This is a genomic window from Streptomyces sp. NPDC002044 (assembly GCF_040296725.1).
In the GTDB taxonomy this organism is placed as follows: Bacteria; Actinomycetota; Actinomycetes; order Streptomycetales; family Streptomycetaceae; genus Streptomyces; species Streptomyces antarcticus.
In genome coordinates this window covers 1-15611 of the sequence record NZ_JBEOXU010000141.1, presented here as the reverse complement: position 1 = coordinate 15611, position 15611 = coordinate 1, and the positions used below count along the sequence as shown (strand labels likewise).

At 74.7% G+C, this 15611-nt stretch carries 13 protein-coding genes; 7 read left to right on the top strand and 6 right to left on the bottom strand.

Features of this window, described 5'->3' with window-relative positions:
* The coding region (locus ABT106_RS26155) for an ABC transporter permease/substrate binding protein (RefSeq protein ID WP_351281868.1) at window positions 1–1818 on the bottom strand (1818 nt) is incomplete at its 3' end.
* Entirely contained in the window at window positions 1818–2870 is a 1053-nt protein-coding gene (locus ABT106_RS26150; RefSeq protein WP_351281865.1) for a quaternary amine ABC transporter ATP-binding protein, read from the bottom strand. The genes ABT106_RS26150 and ABT106_RS26155, both read right to left, overlap by 1 nt.
* Window positions 2871–3233: 363 nt before the next feature.
* On the opposite strand from ABT106_RS26150, the gene ABT106_RS26145 reads away from it, so the two are divergent.
* Entirely contained in the window at window positions 3234–3914 is a 681-nt protein-coding gene (locus tag ABT106_RS26145) for a VanZ family protein (protein WP_351281862.1), read from the top strand.
* 17 nt (window positions 3915–3931) lie between these two features.
* Here ABT106_RS26145 and ABT106_RS26140 read toward each other — a convergent pair whose 3' ends face one another.
* On the bottom strand, window positions 3932–4882 hold the full coding sequence (locus tag ABT106_RS26140; RefSeq protein WP_351281860.1) for a SigB/SigF/SigG family RNA polymerase sigma factor: 951 nt from the start codon (window positions 4880–4882) through the stop codon (window positions 3932–3934).
* Between ABT106_RS26140 and ABT106_RS32200 the strand changes: the two genes are divergently transcribed.
* From ABT106_RS32200 to ABT106_RS26125, 3 genes are all read left to right on the top strand, one after another.
* Entirely contained in the window at window positions 4776–5513 is a 738-nt protein-coding gene (locus ABT106_RS32200) for a helix-turn-helix transcriptional regulator (protein WP_502979482.1), read from the top strand. The genes ABT106_RS26140 and ABT106_RS32200 overlap by 107 nt on opposite strands.
* 245 nt (window positions 5514–5758) lie before the next feature.
* A complete protein-coding gene (locus ABT106_RS26130; protein ID WP_351281857.1) occupies window positions 5759–6772 on the top strand; it encodes an SPFH domain-containing protein in 1014 nt (337 codons plus the stop codon).
* The gene (locus tag ABT106_RS26125) at window positions 6769–7668 is read left to right on the top strand and encodes a hypothetical protein (protein ID WP_351281855.1); all 900 of its coding nucleotides are present in this window, start codon (window positions 6769–6771) and stop codon (window positions 7666–7668) included. The genes ABT106_RS26130 and ABT106_RS26125 overlap by 4 nt, the downstream gene beginning before the upstream one ends.
* A 111-nt stretch (window positions 7669–7779) precedes the next feature.
* Here ABT106_RS26125 and ABT106_RS26120 read toward each other — a convergent pair whose 3' ends face one another.
* Together ABT106_RS26120 and ABT106_RS26115 are read right to left on the bottom strand one after the other, a co-directional pair.
* Entirely contained in the window at window positions 7780–8592 is an 813-nt protein-coding gene (locus ABT106_RS26120; protein WP_351281853.1) for a winged helix-turn-helix domain-containing protein, read from the bottom strand.
* Window positions 8593–8786: 194 nt separating this feature from the next.
* Window positions 8787–10328, bottom strand: coding sequence for an IucA/IucC family protein (locus tag ABT106_RS26115; protein WP_351281850.1), 1542 nt, complete (start codon window positions 10326–10328; stop codon window positions 8787–8789).
* A 108-nt stretch (window positions 10329–10436) separates the two neighbouring features.
* Here ABT106_RS26115 and ABT106_RS26110 point away from each other — a divergent pair, with 108 nt between their 5' ends.
* From ABT106_RS26110 to ABT106_RS26100, 3 genes are all read left to right on the top strand, one after another.
* Window positions 10437–11966: an IucA/IucC family protein gene (locus ABT106_RS26110; RefSeq protein WP_351281847.1), complete on the top strand. Its 1530-nt coding sequence runs from the start codon at window positions 10437–10439 to the stop codon at window positions 11964–11966.
* Window positions 11967–12150: 184 nt separating this feature from the next.
* On the top strand, window positions 12151–13662 hold the full coding sequence (locus tag ABT106_RS26105; RefSeq protein WP_351281845.1) for an FAD-binding oxidoreductase: 1512 nt from the start codon (window positions 12151–12153) through the stop codon (window positions 13660–13662).
* Between the two features lie 396 nt (window positions 13663–14058).
* Entirely contained in the window at window positions 14059–15267 is a 1209-nt protein-coding gene (locus tag ABT106_RS26100; RefSeq protein WP_351281843.1) for a trypsin-like peptidase domain-containing protein, read from the top strand.
* Here the strand turns inward: ABT106_RS26100 and ABT106_RS26095 are convergent.
* Window positions 15221–15611, bottom strand: a 391-nt coding sequence (locus ABT106_RS26095) for a hypothetical protein (RefSeq protein ID WP_351281841.1), incomplete at its 5' end; no start/stop codon positions are given. The two genes, ABT106_RS26100 and ABT106_RS26095, sit on opposite strands and share 47 nt — an antisense overlap.

Here is a 15611-nt window from a genome sequence, read left to right as displayed (position 1 = left end):
CCCGCTGGACGTCCTCGGGGAGGTAGCTGGAGAAGGACTTCCAGTCGGTGCCCGTCGCCGCCTTCCGCCGGCGGCCGAGGTCCTCGCCGACCTTGTGCCGGTCTCCTGGATCTTCGCTTCGAGGCCGGTGAGCTGCTCCTCGGTGAGCTTGAAGGAGCGCAGCCACTCGGCCACCTGGGGCTCGTCGGCGGCGAAGCCCTTGCGGGCGAGGGTGTGGATGCCGTCGCCCTTGCCCCAGGCGCCCTTGGGGTCCTCGAGCTTGGTCAGCTCGTAGGAGGAGTACGCCCAGTGCGGGGACCAGAGCACGGACAGGACCGGCTCCTTCTTGTCGTAGGCCCGCTTGAGCTCGGCGAGCATGCCGGGGGTGGAGCCGTCGACGACCTCGTACTCGCCTTCGAGGCCGTACTCCGCCAGCACCTTGTCCTTCAGGATCGACATGGCGCCGGCGCTCGGCTCGATGCCGATGATCCGGCCCTTGAACTGCGCGGACTTGCCCTTGAGGTCGGCGAGCGAGCGCACGTCCTTCATGTACGAGGGCACGGACAGCTCCAGCGAGGTGGGGCCGTACCAGGAACCGAGGTCCTCCAGCTTGTTGCCGTACTTCTCCCAGTACTGGGCGTGTGTGACGGGCAGCCAGGCGTCGGTCTGGAAGTCGAGCTGGCCGCCGGCCAGGCCGGTGTAGAGCGCCCCGGCCTCCAGCTGGCGGGCGTCGACCTTGAAGCCGCGGCGCTCCAGGAGCTCCTTCCAGAGGAAGGTGGAGGCGATGCCCTCGTCCCAGGGGATGTAGCCGACGGAGACGGTCCGGCCCTTGCCGATGTTCGCGGCGCCGGCCGGGCCGGTCTCCTCGTCCGCGGCGAAGGTGTTCAGGCCGCCCGCGACAAGGGCCAGGACGACGGCCCCGGAGACGGCGTAGGCGGGCTGGGGCCGGTGGTTCCAGACCTTGGCGGCGCCGGTCGCGGCGGACCGGGCCTTGGCGAGGGCGCGCCGGCCGAGCGGGGAGACGTGGCGGCCCAGTGCCCCGGTCATCCGGTCCAGGTACATGGCGAGGATGACGATGGAGATGCCGGCTTCGAAACCGAGGCCGATGTCGACGTTGCCGATGGCGCGGTAGACGGCCCCGCCGAGTCCGCCGCCGCCGACCATGCCGGCGATGACGACCATGGACAGGCCCAGCATGATGACCTGGTTGATGCCCGCCATGATGGTGGGCAGCGCCAGCGGCAGCTGGACGCGGACCAGGGTGTCGCGCGGGGTGGTGCCGAAGGCGTCGGCGGCCTCGACGAGGTCGGAGTCGACCTGGCGGATGCCGAGCTCGGTCATCCGGACGCCCGGCGGCAGCGAGAAGATGATCGTCGCGATGATGCCGGGTACGACGCCGACCCCGAAGAAGATGATGCCGGGGATCAGGTAGACCATGGCCGGCATGGTCTGCATGAAGTCCAGGACGGGGCGCAGGACGGCGCTCACCCGGTCGGAGCGGGAGGCCCAGATGCCGAGCGGGATCGCGAACACCAGCGTGACGAGCGTGGCGACCAGGACCAGCGACAGCGTGGACATGGCGTCGGACCACAGGTCGACGGAGTCGATGAGCGCGAGGCCGGCGAAGGCGAGGAGGCCCGCGAGGAGTCCGCGCAGCCACCAGGCGCCGACGGCCAGGATGCCTGCGAACAGCAGCGGGTGGGGGGCGGAGAGGACGGCGTCGATGCCGTCGTAGAGGCCGGTGACGAGCGCGCTGATCGCGTCGAAGAGCCAGGTCAGGTGACGCTGGAGGAAGTCGACACCGCTGTCGACCCAGGCGCCGAGGTGCAGACGGGGCATCAGGCCGCCACCTCCGCGCAGGCCATCGGCGGCCGTTGTTCGTCACCGATGAAGGCGATGAGCCGGTCCTGCGGCACGGAGCCCACCACGGCGCCGTTCCCGTCGGTGACGGCGACCGGGTGCGGGACCCGGGCACTGACGGCGCACAGGTCGGCGAGCGGGGTGTCGGCGGAGACGGTGGGGCAGTCGCAGGCGTCCGCGTCCGCGTCGGGGACGTCCATGACGGCGTCGGCGGTCAGCACGCGCGAGCGGTCGACGTCCTGGATGAAGGAGGCGACGTACTCGTCGGCGGGGCGGATGAGGATGTCCTCCGCGGTGCCCTGCTGGACGATGCGCCCGTCGCGCATGACGGCGATGCCGTCGCCGAGGCGCATCGCCTCGTTGAGGTCGTGGGTGATGAAGACGATGGTCTTCTTCAGGCGTCGCTGGAGCTCCAGCAGCTGGTCCTGCATGTCGCGGCGGATCAGCGGGTCCAGGGCACTGAAGGACTCGTCCATCAGGAGCAGGTCGGCGTCGGTCGCCAGGGCGCGGGCGAGGCCGACGCGCTGCTGCATGCCGCCGGAGAGCTCGTCGGGCCAGGACTTCTCCCAGCCTTCGAGCCCGCACAGGGCCAGCGCCTCGGCGGCGCGGCGCTCGCGCTCGGCGCGCTCGATTCCCTGTACTTCCAGCCCGTAGGCGGCGTTCTCCAGGACGTTGCGGTGCGGGAAGAGCGCGAAGTGCTGGAAGACCATGGAGATCTTCGTCGAGCGCACGCGGCGCAGCTCGCGCGCGCTGAGCGCCGTGAGGTCCTGACCATCGAAGAGGATGCGCCCCGCGGTGGGCTCGAGCAGTCCGTTCAGCATGCGCAGCAGCGTGGACTTGCCGGACCCCGACAGACCCATGACGACGAAGATCTGGCCGGGCTCGACGCTGAAGGAAGCGTCGATGACCGCGGCCGTCGTGCCGTCGGCGCGGAGCTCGTCGCGGCCGGAGCCGCTTTCGAGCGCGCGCACGGCGTCGGCGGGTCGTCTTCCGAACACCTTGTAGACGTGCTCGGCCTGGAGCGTGGACACATACACCTCACGAGTCGTACGGGACACGGCGGGCGCCGGGCAGGCCGGCGGGCCGTGGAGCGGGACGGGATCGGCCCGCGTGCGCCGCGCGTCCGGCGCGCTGCGCCGGAGTACGTGGTTCCGCTCCGGCGGCCACCCTGCCCGGTATTCACACCGGCAAACGGAGGGGTGATCCACCTCACGTGCGGGGCGGGAACGCCGCCAATATCCGGCCGCGACGGGGGTTGAGCGGCGGAGTCCGGGTAAGCGGGGGCCATGAAACCGTTCAGCAAGGCGATGACGAGGCCCAGTTGGGGAAGCCGGCTGCGCGCGGGCCGGACCGCCGGAGCGGAGGCCGCGGGGCCCGGAACGCTCGCACCGGATGTGACGCGGCCGACAGGCGTGAAGCGGGTGGCGGAGCCGGCGCAGGCCGCACCGCGCGAGACGGACGGGCGGCGCGAGACGCGGGCGCCGCGGGAGCCCGACGGGGCCCAGGGGGCCGAGGAGTCGCGGCGGGCGGTGAAGGAACGGCTGGCGGCCGCCCGGCAGAACGGAACCGCACCCGAGTACAAGGCGCCCGCCCACCCGGCGGTGCGGGCGGCGGCGATGCTGGCCGCCCTGGCCGGGACGGTGGCGTTCAGCGTGGTCCTGGCCCGGCTGACGCTGGAGCCGTCACCGGCCTCGGTCGCCCTGACGTACAGCAACGTGCACCCGGGGCAGTCGATCCGCGCCTACCTGGACCACGGCACGGCCCGGGAGGCGGCGCGCCAGGTCGGCGGGAACCTGCTGCTGGGCGTGCCGTTCGGGGTGCTGCTGCCGGTGCTGGTGCCGCAGGCCCGCGGACTGGCGCGGGTGGCGGTGTGCACGACGGTCGTGATGGTCCTCGTGGAGCTGGTGCAGGGGGCGCTCGTCACGGGCCGGGCCTTCGACATCGACGACGTGATCCTCAACACGTCGGGCGCGCTGCTCGGGTACCTGTTCCTCGGGCGGCGGCTGGGCCGGGCCGTGCATCCGCGCCGGTACCACTGGTGGCACCGCTTCACCCGGCGGACTCCCGCCGGGTGAAGGGTCCTGCGGGCGCATCAGCCCCGGTCGGCGGAGAGCGCCGCGGCCCGGGCCGGTGCGTCGCGGTCCTCGAGCATCGAGGTCCGCAGGTGGTCAAGGAGACGGGTCAGCAGGCGGGAGACCTGCATCTGGGAGATGCCGAGCGCGGCGCCGATCTGCGCCTGGGTCAGCTCCTCCCCGAAGCGCATCTGCAGCATCCGGCGCTCGCGGTCGGTGAGCTGCTCCAGCAGCGGCGCCAGGCTCTGGATGTCCTCGACCAGTTCCATGGCCGGCTCCTCCTCGCCCATCACGTCGGCGAGGGTGTGACCTTCGGTGGGGCCGTCGCCGTGCTCGGCGTGCGGCGCGTCCAGCGAACCGCTGGTGTGGCCGTTGGCCGCGACGAGGCCCTCTATGACCTCCTCGTCCGAGAGGCCGAGGTGGCCGGCGAGGTCCGCGACGGTGGGCGCGCGGTCGAGCGTCGTCGTCAGCTCTTCCTTCGCCTTGGCTATGTCGATGCGCAGCTCCTGGAGGCGGCGCGGGACGCGCACGGCCCAGGAGGTGTCGCGGAAGTGCCGCTTGATCTCGCCGGTGATGTACGGCATGGCCAGCGTGGAGAACTCGTTCTCCCGGGCCGGGTCGAACCGGTCGATGGCCTTGATCAGGCCGATGGTGCCCACCTGGACGATGTCCTCGATGTCTCCGCCGTCGGCGCGGTTGCGGAAGCGGCGCACGGCGTACTGCACGAGTGAGGCGTTCATCTCGATGAGCGTGTTGCGGACGTACTGGTACTCCGGGGTGCCCTCGGTCAGCTCGCGCAGGCGCAGGAAGAAGACCTTCGAGAGTTCCCGCGCGTCACCCGGGGCCACTTCTCGGGGCTCCGCGATGCGGGGCAGGCCCGCCGTGCGGGCGGCCTCCCCGCCGCGGCGGGGCTGGGGAACGGAGGTCGCGGTGGGGGTGGAGGCACGGGTGGACGGGGAAGGGACCGGCATGGGGTTCGCTCCTTGGGCTGGTCGGCTTGCGGCGCGGGACCTTGACTGCCGTAGATGGTGGACCGCATCTGCTCACACGTCAAGAAACACCAGAAATACATTTCACGTCTTGCGTCACCTGAATCATTTAACGCATCATGAGTGCATGGGGAGCACGTCTCAGCGCCAAAACTGGACATTTCTGACGAATCACGCCCGCGTCCTGGTGGCTCTCGCCCGGGACCCGGCCATTCGTCTCAGGGATGTCGCCGCCATGTGCGGACTGACCGAGCGCACGGTCCAGACGATCGTCACGGACCTGGAGGCGGACGGGTACCTGAGCCGCGTCCGCGACGGCCGGCGCAACCGGTACGAGATCTCCACCGGCGCGGTCTTCCGCCACCCCGCGGAGGCGGGGGTCCAGGTGGCGGGCCTGCTCGCCCTGCTGACGGGCGCCGCCGCCGACCCGGACGCCCCGGCCCTGGTCGACGGCCTGCACGACGTGGGCGACGCGGACCACTCGGGCGACGCGGATGACGCGGATGACGCGGACGCCGCCTTGGGCGAGGACGACTCGACGGCCGACCGCGGCGCCCCCGCACCCCCCACCCCCACCGACTCCGCCCCGGACCGGGTGTCGCCGGTCGCCTGACCTGTGGGAAACCTCACCTGCCGGCGAACGCGCCCGGTCGCGCCGTGATCCCATCGGCACGGGGAGCCGTCGGGATGCGACCCCCGTCGCGGCCCTCTTGGCCGAGGCCGCACCCCGTACGGCCGAACGTACTCCCGCACTCGGCGAGCGACACCCCGGATCCGCAGCCGCCGCCCCTTTTCGTCCCCTTGACGATATAGGCGGGTCTCGTTATCGTCGCGTTGACGAAATAAAGGGGGTTCGCCATGGCCGACATCACCCGGCGCTTCGGCTGGCGTCATCTGCGCTCCGCGCCCACCGTCCACATCCGCCACCACAAGCGCGGCCGGCTCGTCCACGACGGGCGGGGGCTCAGCTTCTGGTACCGGTCGCTGTCGGCGGCGCTCTCCGAAGTACCGGTCGACGACCGGGAACTGGCCATGGCGTTCCACGCCCGTACGGCCGACTTCCAGGACGTCGCCGTGCAGGCCACCGTCACCTACCGGATCAGCGATCCGGCCGAGGCCGCGGACCGGCTCGACTTCTCCGTCGACCCCGACACCGGGAGCTGGCGCGGCGCGCCCCTGGAGCAGATCGCCACCCTCCTCACCGAGACCGCGCAGCAGCACGCGCTGGACGTGCTGGCCCGGACCCCGCTGGCCGTCGCCCTGGTGGACGGTGTCGCCTCCGTGCGGGAGCGGGTCGCCTCCGGTCTCGCCGACGAGCCCAGGCTTCCGGCCACCGGCATCGACGTGGTCGCGGTACGGGTCGTGGCGATCCGCCCCGAGGCCGATGTGGAGCGGGCCCTGCGCACCCCGGCCCGCGAGCAGATCCAGCAGGAGGCGGACCGGGCCACCTACGAACGGCGGGCCGTCGCCGTCGAGCGCGAGCGCGCCATCGCCGAGAACGAGCTGGCGAGTCAGATCGAACTGGCCCGGCGCGAGGAGCAGTTGGTCGATCAGCGCGGTATCAACGCCCGCCGCGAGGCCGAGGAGAAGGCGACGGCGGACGGTGTGAGGACCGAGGCAGAGGCGGCCCGCAAGGTCCGCCTGGCCCGTGCGGACGCCGAGGCGGCGCGCGAGACGGGAGCGGCGCGCGCCGAGGTCCAGGCCGCCTGGCTGCGCGTGCACGACGAGGCCGGTCCGGGCACGCTGCACGCCCTGGCGGTGACCCGGCTTGCGGAGAACCTGCCGCGGATCGAGAGCATCACGCTCTCCCCCGACGTCCTCACGGGACTCCTGAGCAAGCTCGGGCGTCCGGAAGGCGGCGCGGGCGCGTGAGCCTGGCCCCGCGGGCGGTGCTCGTGCACCGCAGGACCGAGTACGAGGAGCTGCTCGCCCGGCACGGGACGCACGGGCAGGCCGCGTTCTTCCTTTCCAGCCGGGGCCGTTCGATCGACGAGGTGTTCCGCCGCCACGAGCGCACGGGGCAGGCCCTGCGCGAGGTGGCGGCGGCGGTGCCGCTCACCTGGCGCAGCTCCCGGGTGGAGCGGGCGGACCTGGACCGTTTCCTGTTCGCACCGCAGGACGTGGTGGTCGTGGTCGGCCAGGACGGTCTGGTCGCCAACACCGCGAAGTACCTCCGCGGACAGCCGGTGGTGGGCATCGACAGCGATCCGGGGCGCAACCCGGGGGTCCTGGTCCGCCACCGCTGCGCCGACACGGCCGCACTGCTGCGCGCGGCGACCGCCGCCGGAGGCCGGGCGGAGGAGCTGACCATGGTCGAGGCCGTCGCCGACGACACCCAGCGCCTTCTCGCGCTGAACGAGATCTATCTGGGATCGGTCGGGCACCAGACGGCCCGATACCGCCTGGGCTCCGGCGGCGAGCAGGGTCCGGGCGAGGCCCAGGCGTCCTCCGGGGTACTGGTGGGAACCGGCACGGGCGCCACCGGCTGGCTGCGTTCCCTGTGGCTGGAGCGCGGCGGCCCGGCGAGGCTGCCCGCCCCCGGCGAGCGGCGGCTCCTGTGGTTCGTACGCGAAGCCTGGCCCTCCCCCGCGACCGGTACGACGAAGGTCGCCGGTGAGCTGGGGCGGGGGCAGGAGCTGCGGCTGACGGTGGAGTCGGACCGCATCGTGGTCTTCGGCGACGGGATGGAAGCCGACTCCCTGGAGCTGACCTGGGGCCAGAGCGTGCGGCTGGGCATCGCGGAGACGTCGCTGCACCTGGTGACGTGAACGCCCGCCCGGCCGGCCGTCACCCCTGCGGCGACGGCCGTCACCGGTGCGGGCCCGGCCGTCACCCCTGCGGGCCGACCGGAGGACGCCGCGCCGTGGCGTGCGTACGCCCTACGTGACCCGGAAGCCGGTGGCCGCGTGGTCGCGGCGGTCCCGGTGGAAGGTCAGGCGGTCCCAGGTCGGAAAGGACAGGTCGGTCACGGCGAGCAGCCGGCCGGCCGTGTCGTGCAGGGTGCGCCGCACGCTCAGGCCGCAGACCGGGGAGGCGGTCGGCGGGTGGCTGGTGCGGGTCATGGTGATGGTCTCGGCGACCCGCCCCTGCGCCTGGATCCGGTCGAGCCAGCGGTGCAGCGGCTCAAGGTCCTCGTCGCGGACGTCGGTCACCCGTTCGCGGTAGCGGGCGAGTTCGGGGTCGGCGGCGGTCACCGCGGGGCTGAAGTACGTGGCCGCGTGCCGCAGGGTCTCCCCCGCCGGGCCGTGGTCGCGCTGGTGGTGGACCAGGGTGCGGGATCCGCCGCCCATGCCGAGGAGTCCCGCGAGCGAGGGCGGCACGGTCACCAGGGTCAGCCAGCTCTGTGTGAAGGCCGCGGCGGTCACACACACGGATCCCGGAGCCGGGGGGCGGGCTGCCGCCGGCCTGTCGGCGGAGGCGGGCTCGGCCGCGGCCGCTTCCGCCGGCGCCGGATCCACCGCGGGCCGGGTGCCGCGGCGCCCGGTGACGATGAGCCCGTCCTCGCGCAGCTGCTGGAGCGCGGCCCTGATGGTCTGCCGGTTCACCTGGTAGCGGGCGGCGAGGCTGCGCTCGGAGGGCAGCGTGGCTCCGGGGGTGTGCGCGGCGCGGTCGAGATCGCCGCGCAGGGCTGCGGCGATCCGCTGGTACTTGGGCATGGCGGCCGGGCCGCCGCCCCGCGAAGGGGAGGGCATGGCTTCTCCTCTGACGGGTGGTCAAGGACTGCGCGGTCTGCCCGACCAACGTAGCATTGGTCTATACCTCTGAGTGAGAGCGGACCGGGATCGCGGTCCACGTTGGCCGATTCCGAACCCCCCGGCCCGTACCCGCGCCCCGTACGCCATCGCCCCGGCACTCCACCGCCGCGCGTCCCCTCCGAGGCGACGCCCTACACCCGCAGCGGGTTCGGCAGCGGCAGGTAGCGGGCGTCCGCGCCGTCCGCCCGCGTCCAGCGCAGCAGCAGATTGGTCTTGGCCGGCAGGGACGGCGCGGCCAGCAGCTCCGCGATCTCGGGGAGCCCTCGCGTGGCGTCGTAGCGCAGGAACTCCTCCCGCACCGCCGGCCACACGTGCGGCGCGGTGTCCGGATGGTGCTCGGTCAGTGCCCCGGCGATCTCCATGAGGTGGTTGACCACCAGGCAGTACACCAGCCGCTGCCACGCGGCCGTGCGATCGAGCCCGGACAGGAGTCTGACGCCCTCCGCGTCCCGGAACAGGGCCTGTACCGGCAGGCCCGACCCGTCCACCGCGACCAGGGTGTTCTGCAGGTGGGCCTCCAGGACGACCCCGTGCCGGGCGAACAGTTCCAGCACCGGCGGCACCACGTGCCGCAGGTACGCCCGCCACCAGCCCGCCGGGTCCGGCGCCCCCGCCAGCGGGCTCCCGGGCCAGCCCTCGGCGAGAGCGGCCGCCGCGAGCGGGGTGGCCCCGGGCAGCACGTGCGCGTGCAGGCCGTCGCGGAGCAGGACGGCGAGTTCCTCGAAGGCGAACCCGGCGGTCCGGTAGCCCCGGTCGGCCAGCCAGGCCGCCGTCGAACCGGTACGGCGCAGGGCGGCGAAGCCGGCCTCGACCGCCGTGTCGGTGCCGCGCAGCCGGAGCAGGTCGTGGCGCCACAGCCTGCGTACGTCGTTGGTGATCCGGACGTCGAGGCTGAACTTCACGAACAGGTCGGCGGCCGGATCCGGTGCGTAGACGGTGCGGATCGACGCGGTGGGCCAGACCGGCCGCCGGCTCTCCCCGAGTCGCAGCAGCCGCCCGTCGGCGAAGGCCGCGCGCACCTGCGGCCGGGCGCCGACCAGTTCGAGCTGCCACGGGTGGGCGGGCAGCAGCCGGTAGCCGGCGGGCGGGCGCGGGCCGTCGAGCACGCCGGTGAGGGAGTCGAGGGCGCCGGCCGCGGCCGGGCCGCCCTCCTCCGCCGCCTGGTCTTCTCGCACTCCCAGGAAGACCAGCGGGAAGCGGGCGTGAGCCTCCGGCGCGTACGGCAGCCAGCTCGCCGCCGGAGCCCCTCCCCGGGACTTGGGGGCCGGGTGGTGGGGGTGGCCCATGAGCAGGGACTGCTCGGAGCGGACGAAGGGGTCCCCGGAGGGCTCCGCCCGCGCCCGCGCCGCCAGCAGCGCGGCGACCGCTGCCCGGCTGTCGGCGATCTCGACCGGGAGCTCGTCGTTCGCGGTGCCGGTGTACCGGCGCAGTTCGTCGGAGGTGAGCTTGACGAGGTCGGTGTGGCCGAGCGGGCACCAGCCGTCCGCCGTGCGCAGTTCGGGCCGGACGGGCCGGCGTCCGCCGCGTACCCGCAGCAGCCGTCCGCTGCCCCGCAGCCGGTGCACGCCCGCGCCCTGGGGTTCGGCGGCCTCCCTGAGCAGGCAGTTCAGGAGCGGGGTGGCGGCGTACGCGTCGGCGGCGGCGTTGAGGTCCACTGGTTCCATTCGGTCCATCCGGTGCGCCGGAGGTCCGCGGGGCGTACCACCGGCTGTGATCTTCAGTATCCGCGATGATGACTTGATCATCCTGTAAAGCGCCATTCCGACCCCCGGAGCCGCATCGTGCACGTCCCCGCCACCCCGGCCGAAGAGGCCGTCGCCGTCGAACTGGACGGTGTCCGCCCGGCGCTCGGCCCCGCGTACGCCGCCGCGCTCGGCGGCGCCCGGGCGGCCGTGCTGACCCGGCTGTGGCGGGCACTGGCCTTCGAACCACTGCCGTGGGTGGCGGCCCGGGAACGGGGGCCGGGATCGCTGACCGTCCTGCTGGCCGGGGGCTCCCGCCTGGAGGGGCCGGAGCCGGACGCGTACGCGACCGGGCCGTACGTGGAGGAGCTGCTGCTCGACGGGAGGCCCTACCGGCAGGCCGCGCGGCTCGTCGCCGCCCTGGGGGTGCCGCACGGCACGGAGTTCGCCGCCGAGCTGGACGGCAGTACGGCCTCCCTCGCGCTCTCCCGCGCCGGGCAGCCCCCCTCCGGGCCCGGCGCGGCCGCGCTGACCACCCGGGAGTGGGAGCAGCGGGTGGTCGACGGGCACCCGTACCACCCCAACTGCCGCTCCCGGCCCGGGTTCTCGGTGGCCGAGGAGCTGGCGTACGCGCCGGAGCACCGGCCGGTGGTGGAACTCGGGCTGGTCGCCGTACGGGCCGAGGAGTGCCTGGTGACCGGGGAGTGGCCGGACCGGCTGCGGGACGCGGGCCGGATCCTGGTCCCGGTGCATCCGTGGCAGGCCGCGCACGTCCTGGGCACGGAGCGGGTGCGGGCCGGGTTCGCGGCGCATCCCCTGATGGCCCTGCGCACCCTGGCGCCCGAGGGGGGCGGCCCGCACGTCAAGACGGCGCTGAGCACCCGGCTGACGTCCTCCGTGCGCGACATCTCCGGCTACTCCATCGAGACGGCGGCGGCCGTGTCCGCCTTCGCGCAGAGCCTGTCCGAACGCCTCGACGGGCGGCTGCACATCACCCGCACGCTGGGCGCGGCGGCCGCGCACAGCCCGGACCTGGCGGCCGTGCTGCGCGAACCTCCCGAGGCGTACGCGGACGCGGCCGCCGGGGAACGGGTGCTCCCGGTGGCGGCCCTGGCGGCGTTTGCGCCGGCGCGGTCGGCCTCCTGGCGGGCCGGGTTCGCGCGGCTCGCGCTGTCGGTGTGCCTGCGCGTCCTGGACCTCGGGGTGGCCCTGGAGGCCCACGGGCAGAACCTCCTCGTGGTCCTCTCCCCGGCCGGTGCCCCGGTCAGGCTGGTCTACCGGGACCTCGCCGACATCCGGATCAGCCCGGCCCGGCTGCGGCGGCACGGCCTGCCCGTGCCGCCGCTGTCCGGGCGGCTGGTCACCGACGACGTCGGCGTGCTCCGGCGCAAGCTCTTCGGTTCCCTGCTGACGGGCTCGCTCGGCGCCACGGCCGGTTCGGCCGGGGCCTTCGCCGGGGCCTTCGCCGAGGCGGCCGGCCTGCCCGCCACCGCCGACACCGGCGCCCTGCTGACCGGCCCGCTGCCCACCAAGGCGCTCACCCTGATGCGGCTGAGTCCGGGGGTGCCGGGTGACCAGTGGGCGGAGCTGCCCAATCCGCTGCTGCCGCGTCCGCCCGCGGCGCGCTGACCGGGGCCGGCGGCACTCCCCTGGGGCGGGGGCGTCCGCCGTGCCGGATGTATCCAAATGCATCCGGATGTATCTGGATGTATGACGAAGCGAATCGTTTCCCTTGTAGGCCGTCCGGGGGGCAGCCAGGGCGGCGTGGGCCCGCCTTCGCGCCGATCGGCCCGCCCGGTGGCAGGAAGGGGGCATGAGCCTCCATCGCCGCCGGGTCCTGGGAAGCGCCGCCGCGGCCGTCCTCGCGTCCGTCGGGGCGGCGGCGGGCCGGGGGCCGGACTTCGGCGCGCTGGCCCGCGGGATCGACGGGCGGATGGTGCTGCCGGGCGACCGGGACTACTCCGAGGCACGGCAGCTCTTCCAGCCCCGCTACGACGCCGTCGCACCGGCCGCGGTGGCGTATCCGGCGCACGCCGGCGACGTCGCCGCCTGCCTGGACTTCGCCCGCCGCTCCGCCGTGCCCGTGGTCCCGCGCGGCGGCGGGCACAGCTACGCCGGCTGGTCCACCAGCGCCGCCGGGCTGGTCGTCGACACCGGGGCCATGGCGGCGGTGTCCGTCACGGGCGGCGGGGTGCGCGTCGGCGCGGGCGCGCGGCTCGGGGACCTGAACGCCGTCCTCTCCGCGCGGGGGCTCGGCGTCCCCACCGGGCTGTGCCCCTCGGTCGGCATCGCCGGACTGACGCTCGGCGGCGGCCTGGGCCTGGCCTCCCGGGCCCACGGCACCACGTCCGACCGGCTGACCGGCGCCCGGGTGGTCACGCCCGACGGCTCCGTGCGCGACGTCGGCCCCGACCGGGACGCCGACCTGTTCTGGGCCCTGCGGGGCGGCGGGGGCGGCAACTTCGGGGTGGTCACCGAGTTCCGCTTCGCCGCGCACGCGGTCGGCGACTGCGCCTTCGCCGAGCTCCACTGGCCCGCCGCGGACTCGGCGGCTCTCCTGCGCGGCTGGCAGCGCTGGCTGGGCGGGCTGCCGGACCCGTTCTGGAGTCAGGTGGAGTTCACGGTCGGCCCGGGGTCCGCGGCGGCCCCGGCCGTCCGGGTGGTGTGCCTCGACGGGCGCGCGGAACTCGAGCGGCAGCTGACCCGGCTGGCCGACCTGGTCGGCCGCCCGGTGCGGGACAGTTGGGTGGTCGTACGGGGTTACGGCGACACCGTACGGGCCATGTCGGGCTGCCTGGACCGGACTCCCGCGCAGTGCCGCCTGCCGGGCACGCTGCCCGGGCGGGACCCGCTGGGGCGGCTCGGCCGGGACTCGTACGCCGCCCGCTGCGACTTCTGGGCGGGCGCGGGGCTGACGGACGCGGCCGTCGGCGCGGTCCTCGACGCCGTCCGGCGCTACCCCTCCGAGGTTCCCCGGGGCGGCACGGGAGTCGTGCAGTTCGACGGGGTCTGCGGTGGCGCCGTGAACCGGGTCGGGCCGGCCGACACCGCCTTCGTCCACCGCGGCGGCTCCTTCCTCGCCCAGTACCTCGTCTACTGGCCCGGTTCCGCCCCCGCCGCCGAGGCCGCCCGGCACCAGAGCTGGCTGGACGGGCTCTGGGAGGGGCTGCGCCCCTGGGCGAGCGGCCGTGCATACCAGAACTACGCCGATCCGAAACTCACCGGCTGGCGCGCGGCCTACTACGGCCCGAACCTCCCCCGCCTGGAGGCCGTCCGGCGCGCGTACGACCCCGGCCGCCTCTTCCGCTTCCCCCAGGCCGTCTAGTGCCGCGGCCGGTAAGGCGTGCCGGGTCGCGGTGTCCGGTGCGGTGCGTCGCGCGGCGGCGGATCACGGCTCGTCCCGGACGTGCGTGCGCGGTCCGACGACGCGGCGAGGTGCCGTGCCGGGTGGCGCGAACCGGTGGACCTACGCCGTCAGGGCACTGGACGTGTCGTCACGCGCCCCGGCTCCCGGCCACGCGGCACGACCACCGCCCCGCCGCACGACCCCGACGCCGCGGCCCGGGGCACGGCCCCGGGGCCGCTCGCTCCCTCCGCGTCCCTCCGTGTTCCGCCCGGCCAGGCGCCGTACGGTCCGTTCCCGCCCGTCCCGGGGACACGGCACGGCTGGTGCCTGCCCCCGCCCCCTCGCCCGAGACCCCCTTCCCCCTGGGAGCTGCGCATGCGACGTACGTTGATCCTGGCCGCGGCAGCCGCCGCACTGCTGGTCTCCGCCGGGCCGCTGCCCGCCGCCGAGGCCGGGAGCCCCGGCACGGCGGCCGCCGGGCTCTGGTCCGCCCGTGAGGCGTCGGCCTTCTGGACCCCCGAGCGGATGGCCGCGGCGGTGCCCGTGCCGGACCCGGCGCCGCTCCCGGAACCGGCGCCACTCCCCGAAGCGGCGCCACTCCCCGCCCCGGCCTCCCCGCCCGCCGCGAACGTGAGCCCGCCACCGGCCGACGCCGAACCGCCCGGCGCCGAGCCGCCCGCCCCCGGAGCACCGGCTCCCGCTCCGGCCCCGGTGGCGCCCCCCGCGCAATCCGGGACCCCGGCCGCGCCCACCCCCTCACCGGTGACGGAGCCCTCGTCCACCCCGTCGGAACCGCCGCCACCCGTGATCCCGAAGTCGCCGCTGAGCCCGGTCGTACCGGAGCTGCCCGCCGCGGCCGGCCCGGGGGTCGGACAGGACTTCGGGGGGCTCCCCGTCGTCGGCCGGATGTTCGTCATGAAGGCGGGAGGGGCCTACTTCTGCACCGCCAGCGTCGTCGCCTCCCCCGGCCGCGACCTGGTGCTCAGCGCCGCCCACTGCCTGCTCGGCCCGGACTCCCGGCAGGTGGCCTTCGTACCGAAGTACACGCGGGCCAAGCCCCGGCCGTACGGCATGTTCCCCGTCCTGCGGGACGCGGGCAAGCGGCCCAGGATCTGGATCGACCCGCGCTACCGCTCCCGCGGGCCGAACCGCGCCGCCACCCTCGACGTGGCCTTCGCCCAGGTGGGGCGGGACTCCCGCGGCCGCCGGGTGCAGGACGTGGTGGGCGGCAACCGCCTGGTCACCGGCGCCGCCTACGCCCAGAGCCGGGTCTCGCTGATCGGCTACCCGGCCTCCGCCGCCCGGCCGCGGCTGTGCGTCAACCGGACGACGAAGTTCACCAGCCGCGACGCACGGATCCCCGGATCGTTCCTGCGCGTCAACTGCACCGGCTATCCCGGTGGAACCAGCGGCGGACCGTTCCTGCTGCGGCTGGACGCCAAGCGCGGGACGGGTGACGTGATCGGGGTGATCGGCGGCTGGAAGACCGGCGGCGACACGGCCGACACGTCCTACAGCTCCTACTTCGGCGCGGACGTCAGGACGTTGTACGCGAAGGCGGTTGCCGGGGCGAAGGCGGGGTGAGGCCCCGGACCCGGCGGGTCCGCCGCGGGTTGCCGACGGTCCTGGGGGCGGCCGGGAGCCCGTCGGCGCTCAGCACGTCCGCGGGAGGCAGTCCGAGCCGGCGCCGCAGGTCGGTGAGGGCGGCGTGGACCGGTGCGAGGACGACCGCGGCGCCCGGGCCGATGTGCGCGAGGGCGTGCGCGGTGGTCTCGATCGCCTCGGCGGCGTCCTCGGCGGCGGTCCGGCTCCAGCCCGCGGGCCCGTCGGCGCCCCGGGGCGCGACCGCGTCGTAGAGGTGGCAGGCGGCGTCGGCCGCGGCGTCGGCCCCGTGGGCGACGCCCCGGGCCCCGATGGTGGGCAGGTGC

Bases quoted from the DNA above. Each gene is read 5' to 3' on its own strand.
- ABT106_RS32200 (WP_502979482.1), top strand. From the start codon at position 4,776: ATGCGGGGCAGGCCCGCCGTGCGGGCGGCCTCCCCGCCGCGGCGGGGC.
- ABT106_RS26140 (WP_351281860.1), bottom strand. From the start codon at position 4,882: ATGCCGGTCCCTTCCCCGTCCACCCGTGCCTCCACCCCCACCGCGACC.
- ABT106_RS26130 (WP_351281857.1), top strand. From the start codon at position 5,759: ATGGCCGACATCACCCGGCGCTTCGGCTGGCGTCATCTGCGCTCCGCG.
- ABT106_RS26120 (WP_351281853.1), bottom strand. From the start codon at position 8,592: ATGCCCTCCCCTTCGCGGGGCGGCGGCCCGGCCGCCATGCCCAAGTAC.
- ABT106_RS26115 (WP_351281850.1), bottom strand. From the start codon at position 10,328: ATGGACCGAATGGAACCAGTGGACCTCAACGCCGCCGCCGACGCGTAC.
- ABT106_RS26105 (WP_351281845.1), top strand. From the start codon at position 12,151: ATGAGCCTCCATCGCCGCCGGGTCCTGGGAAGCGCCGCCGCGGCCGTC.
- ABT106_RS26100 (WP_351281843.1), top strand. From the start codon at position 14,059: ATGCGACGTACGTTGATCCTGGCCGCGGCAGCCGCCGCACTGCTGGTC.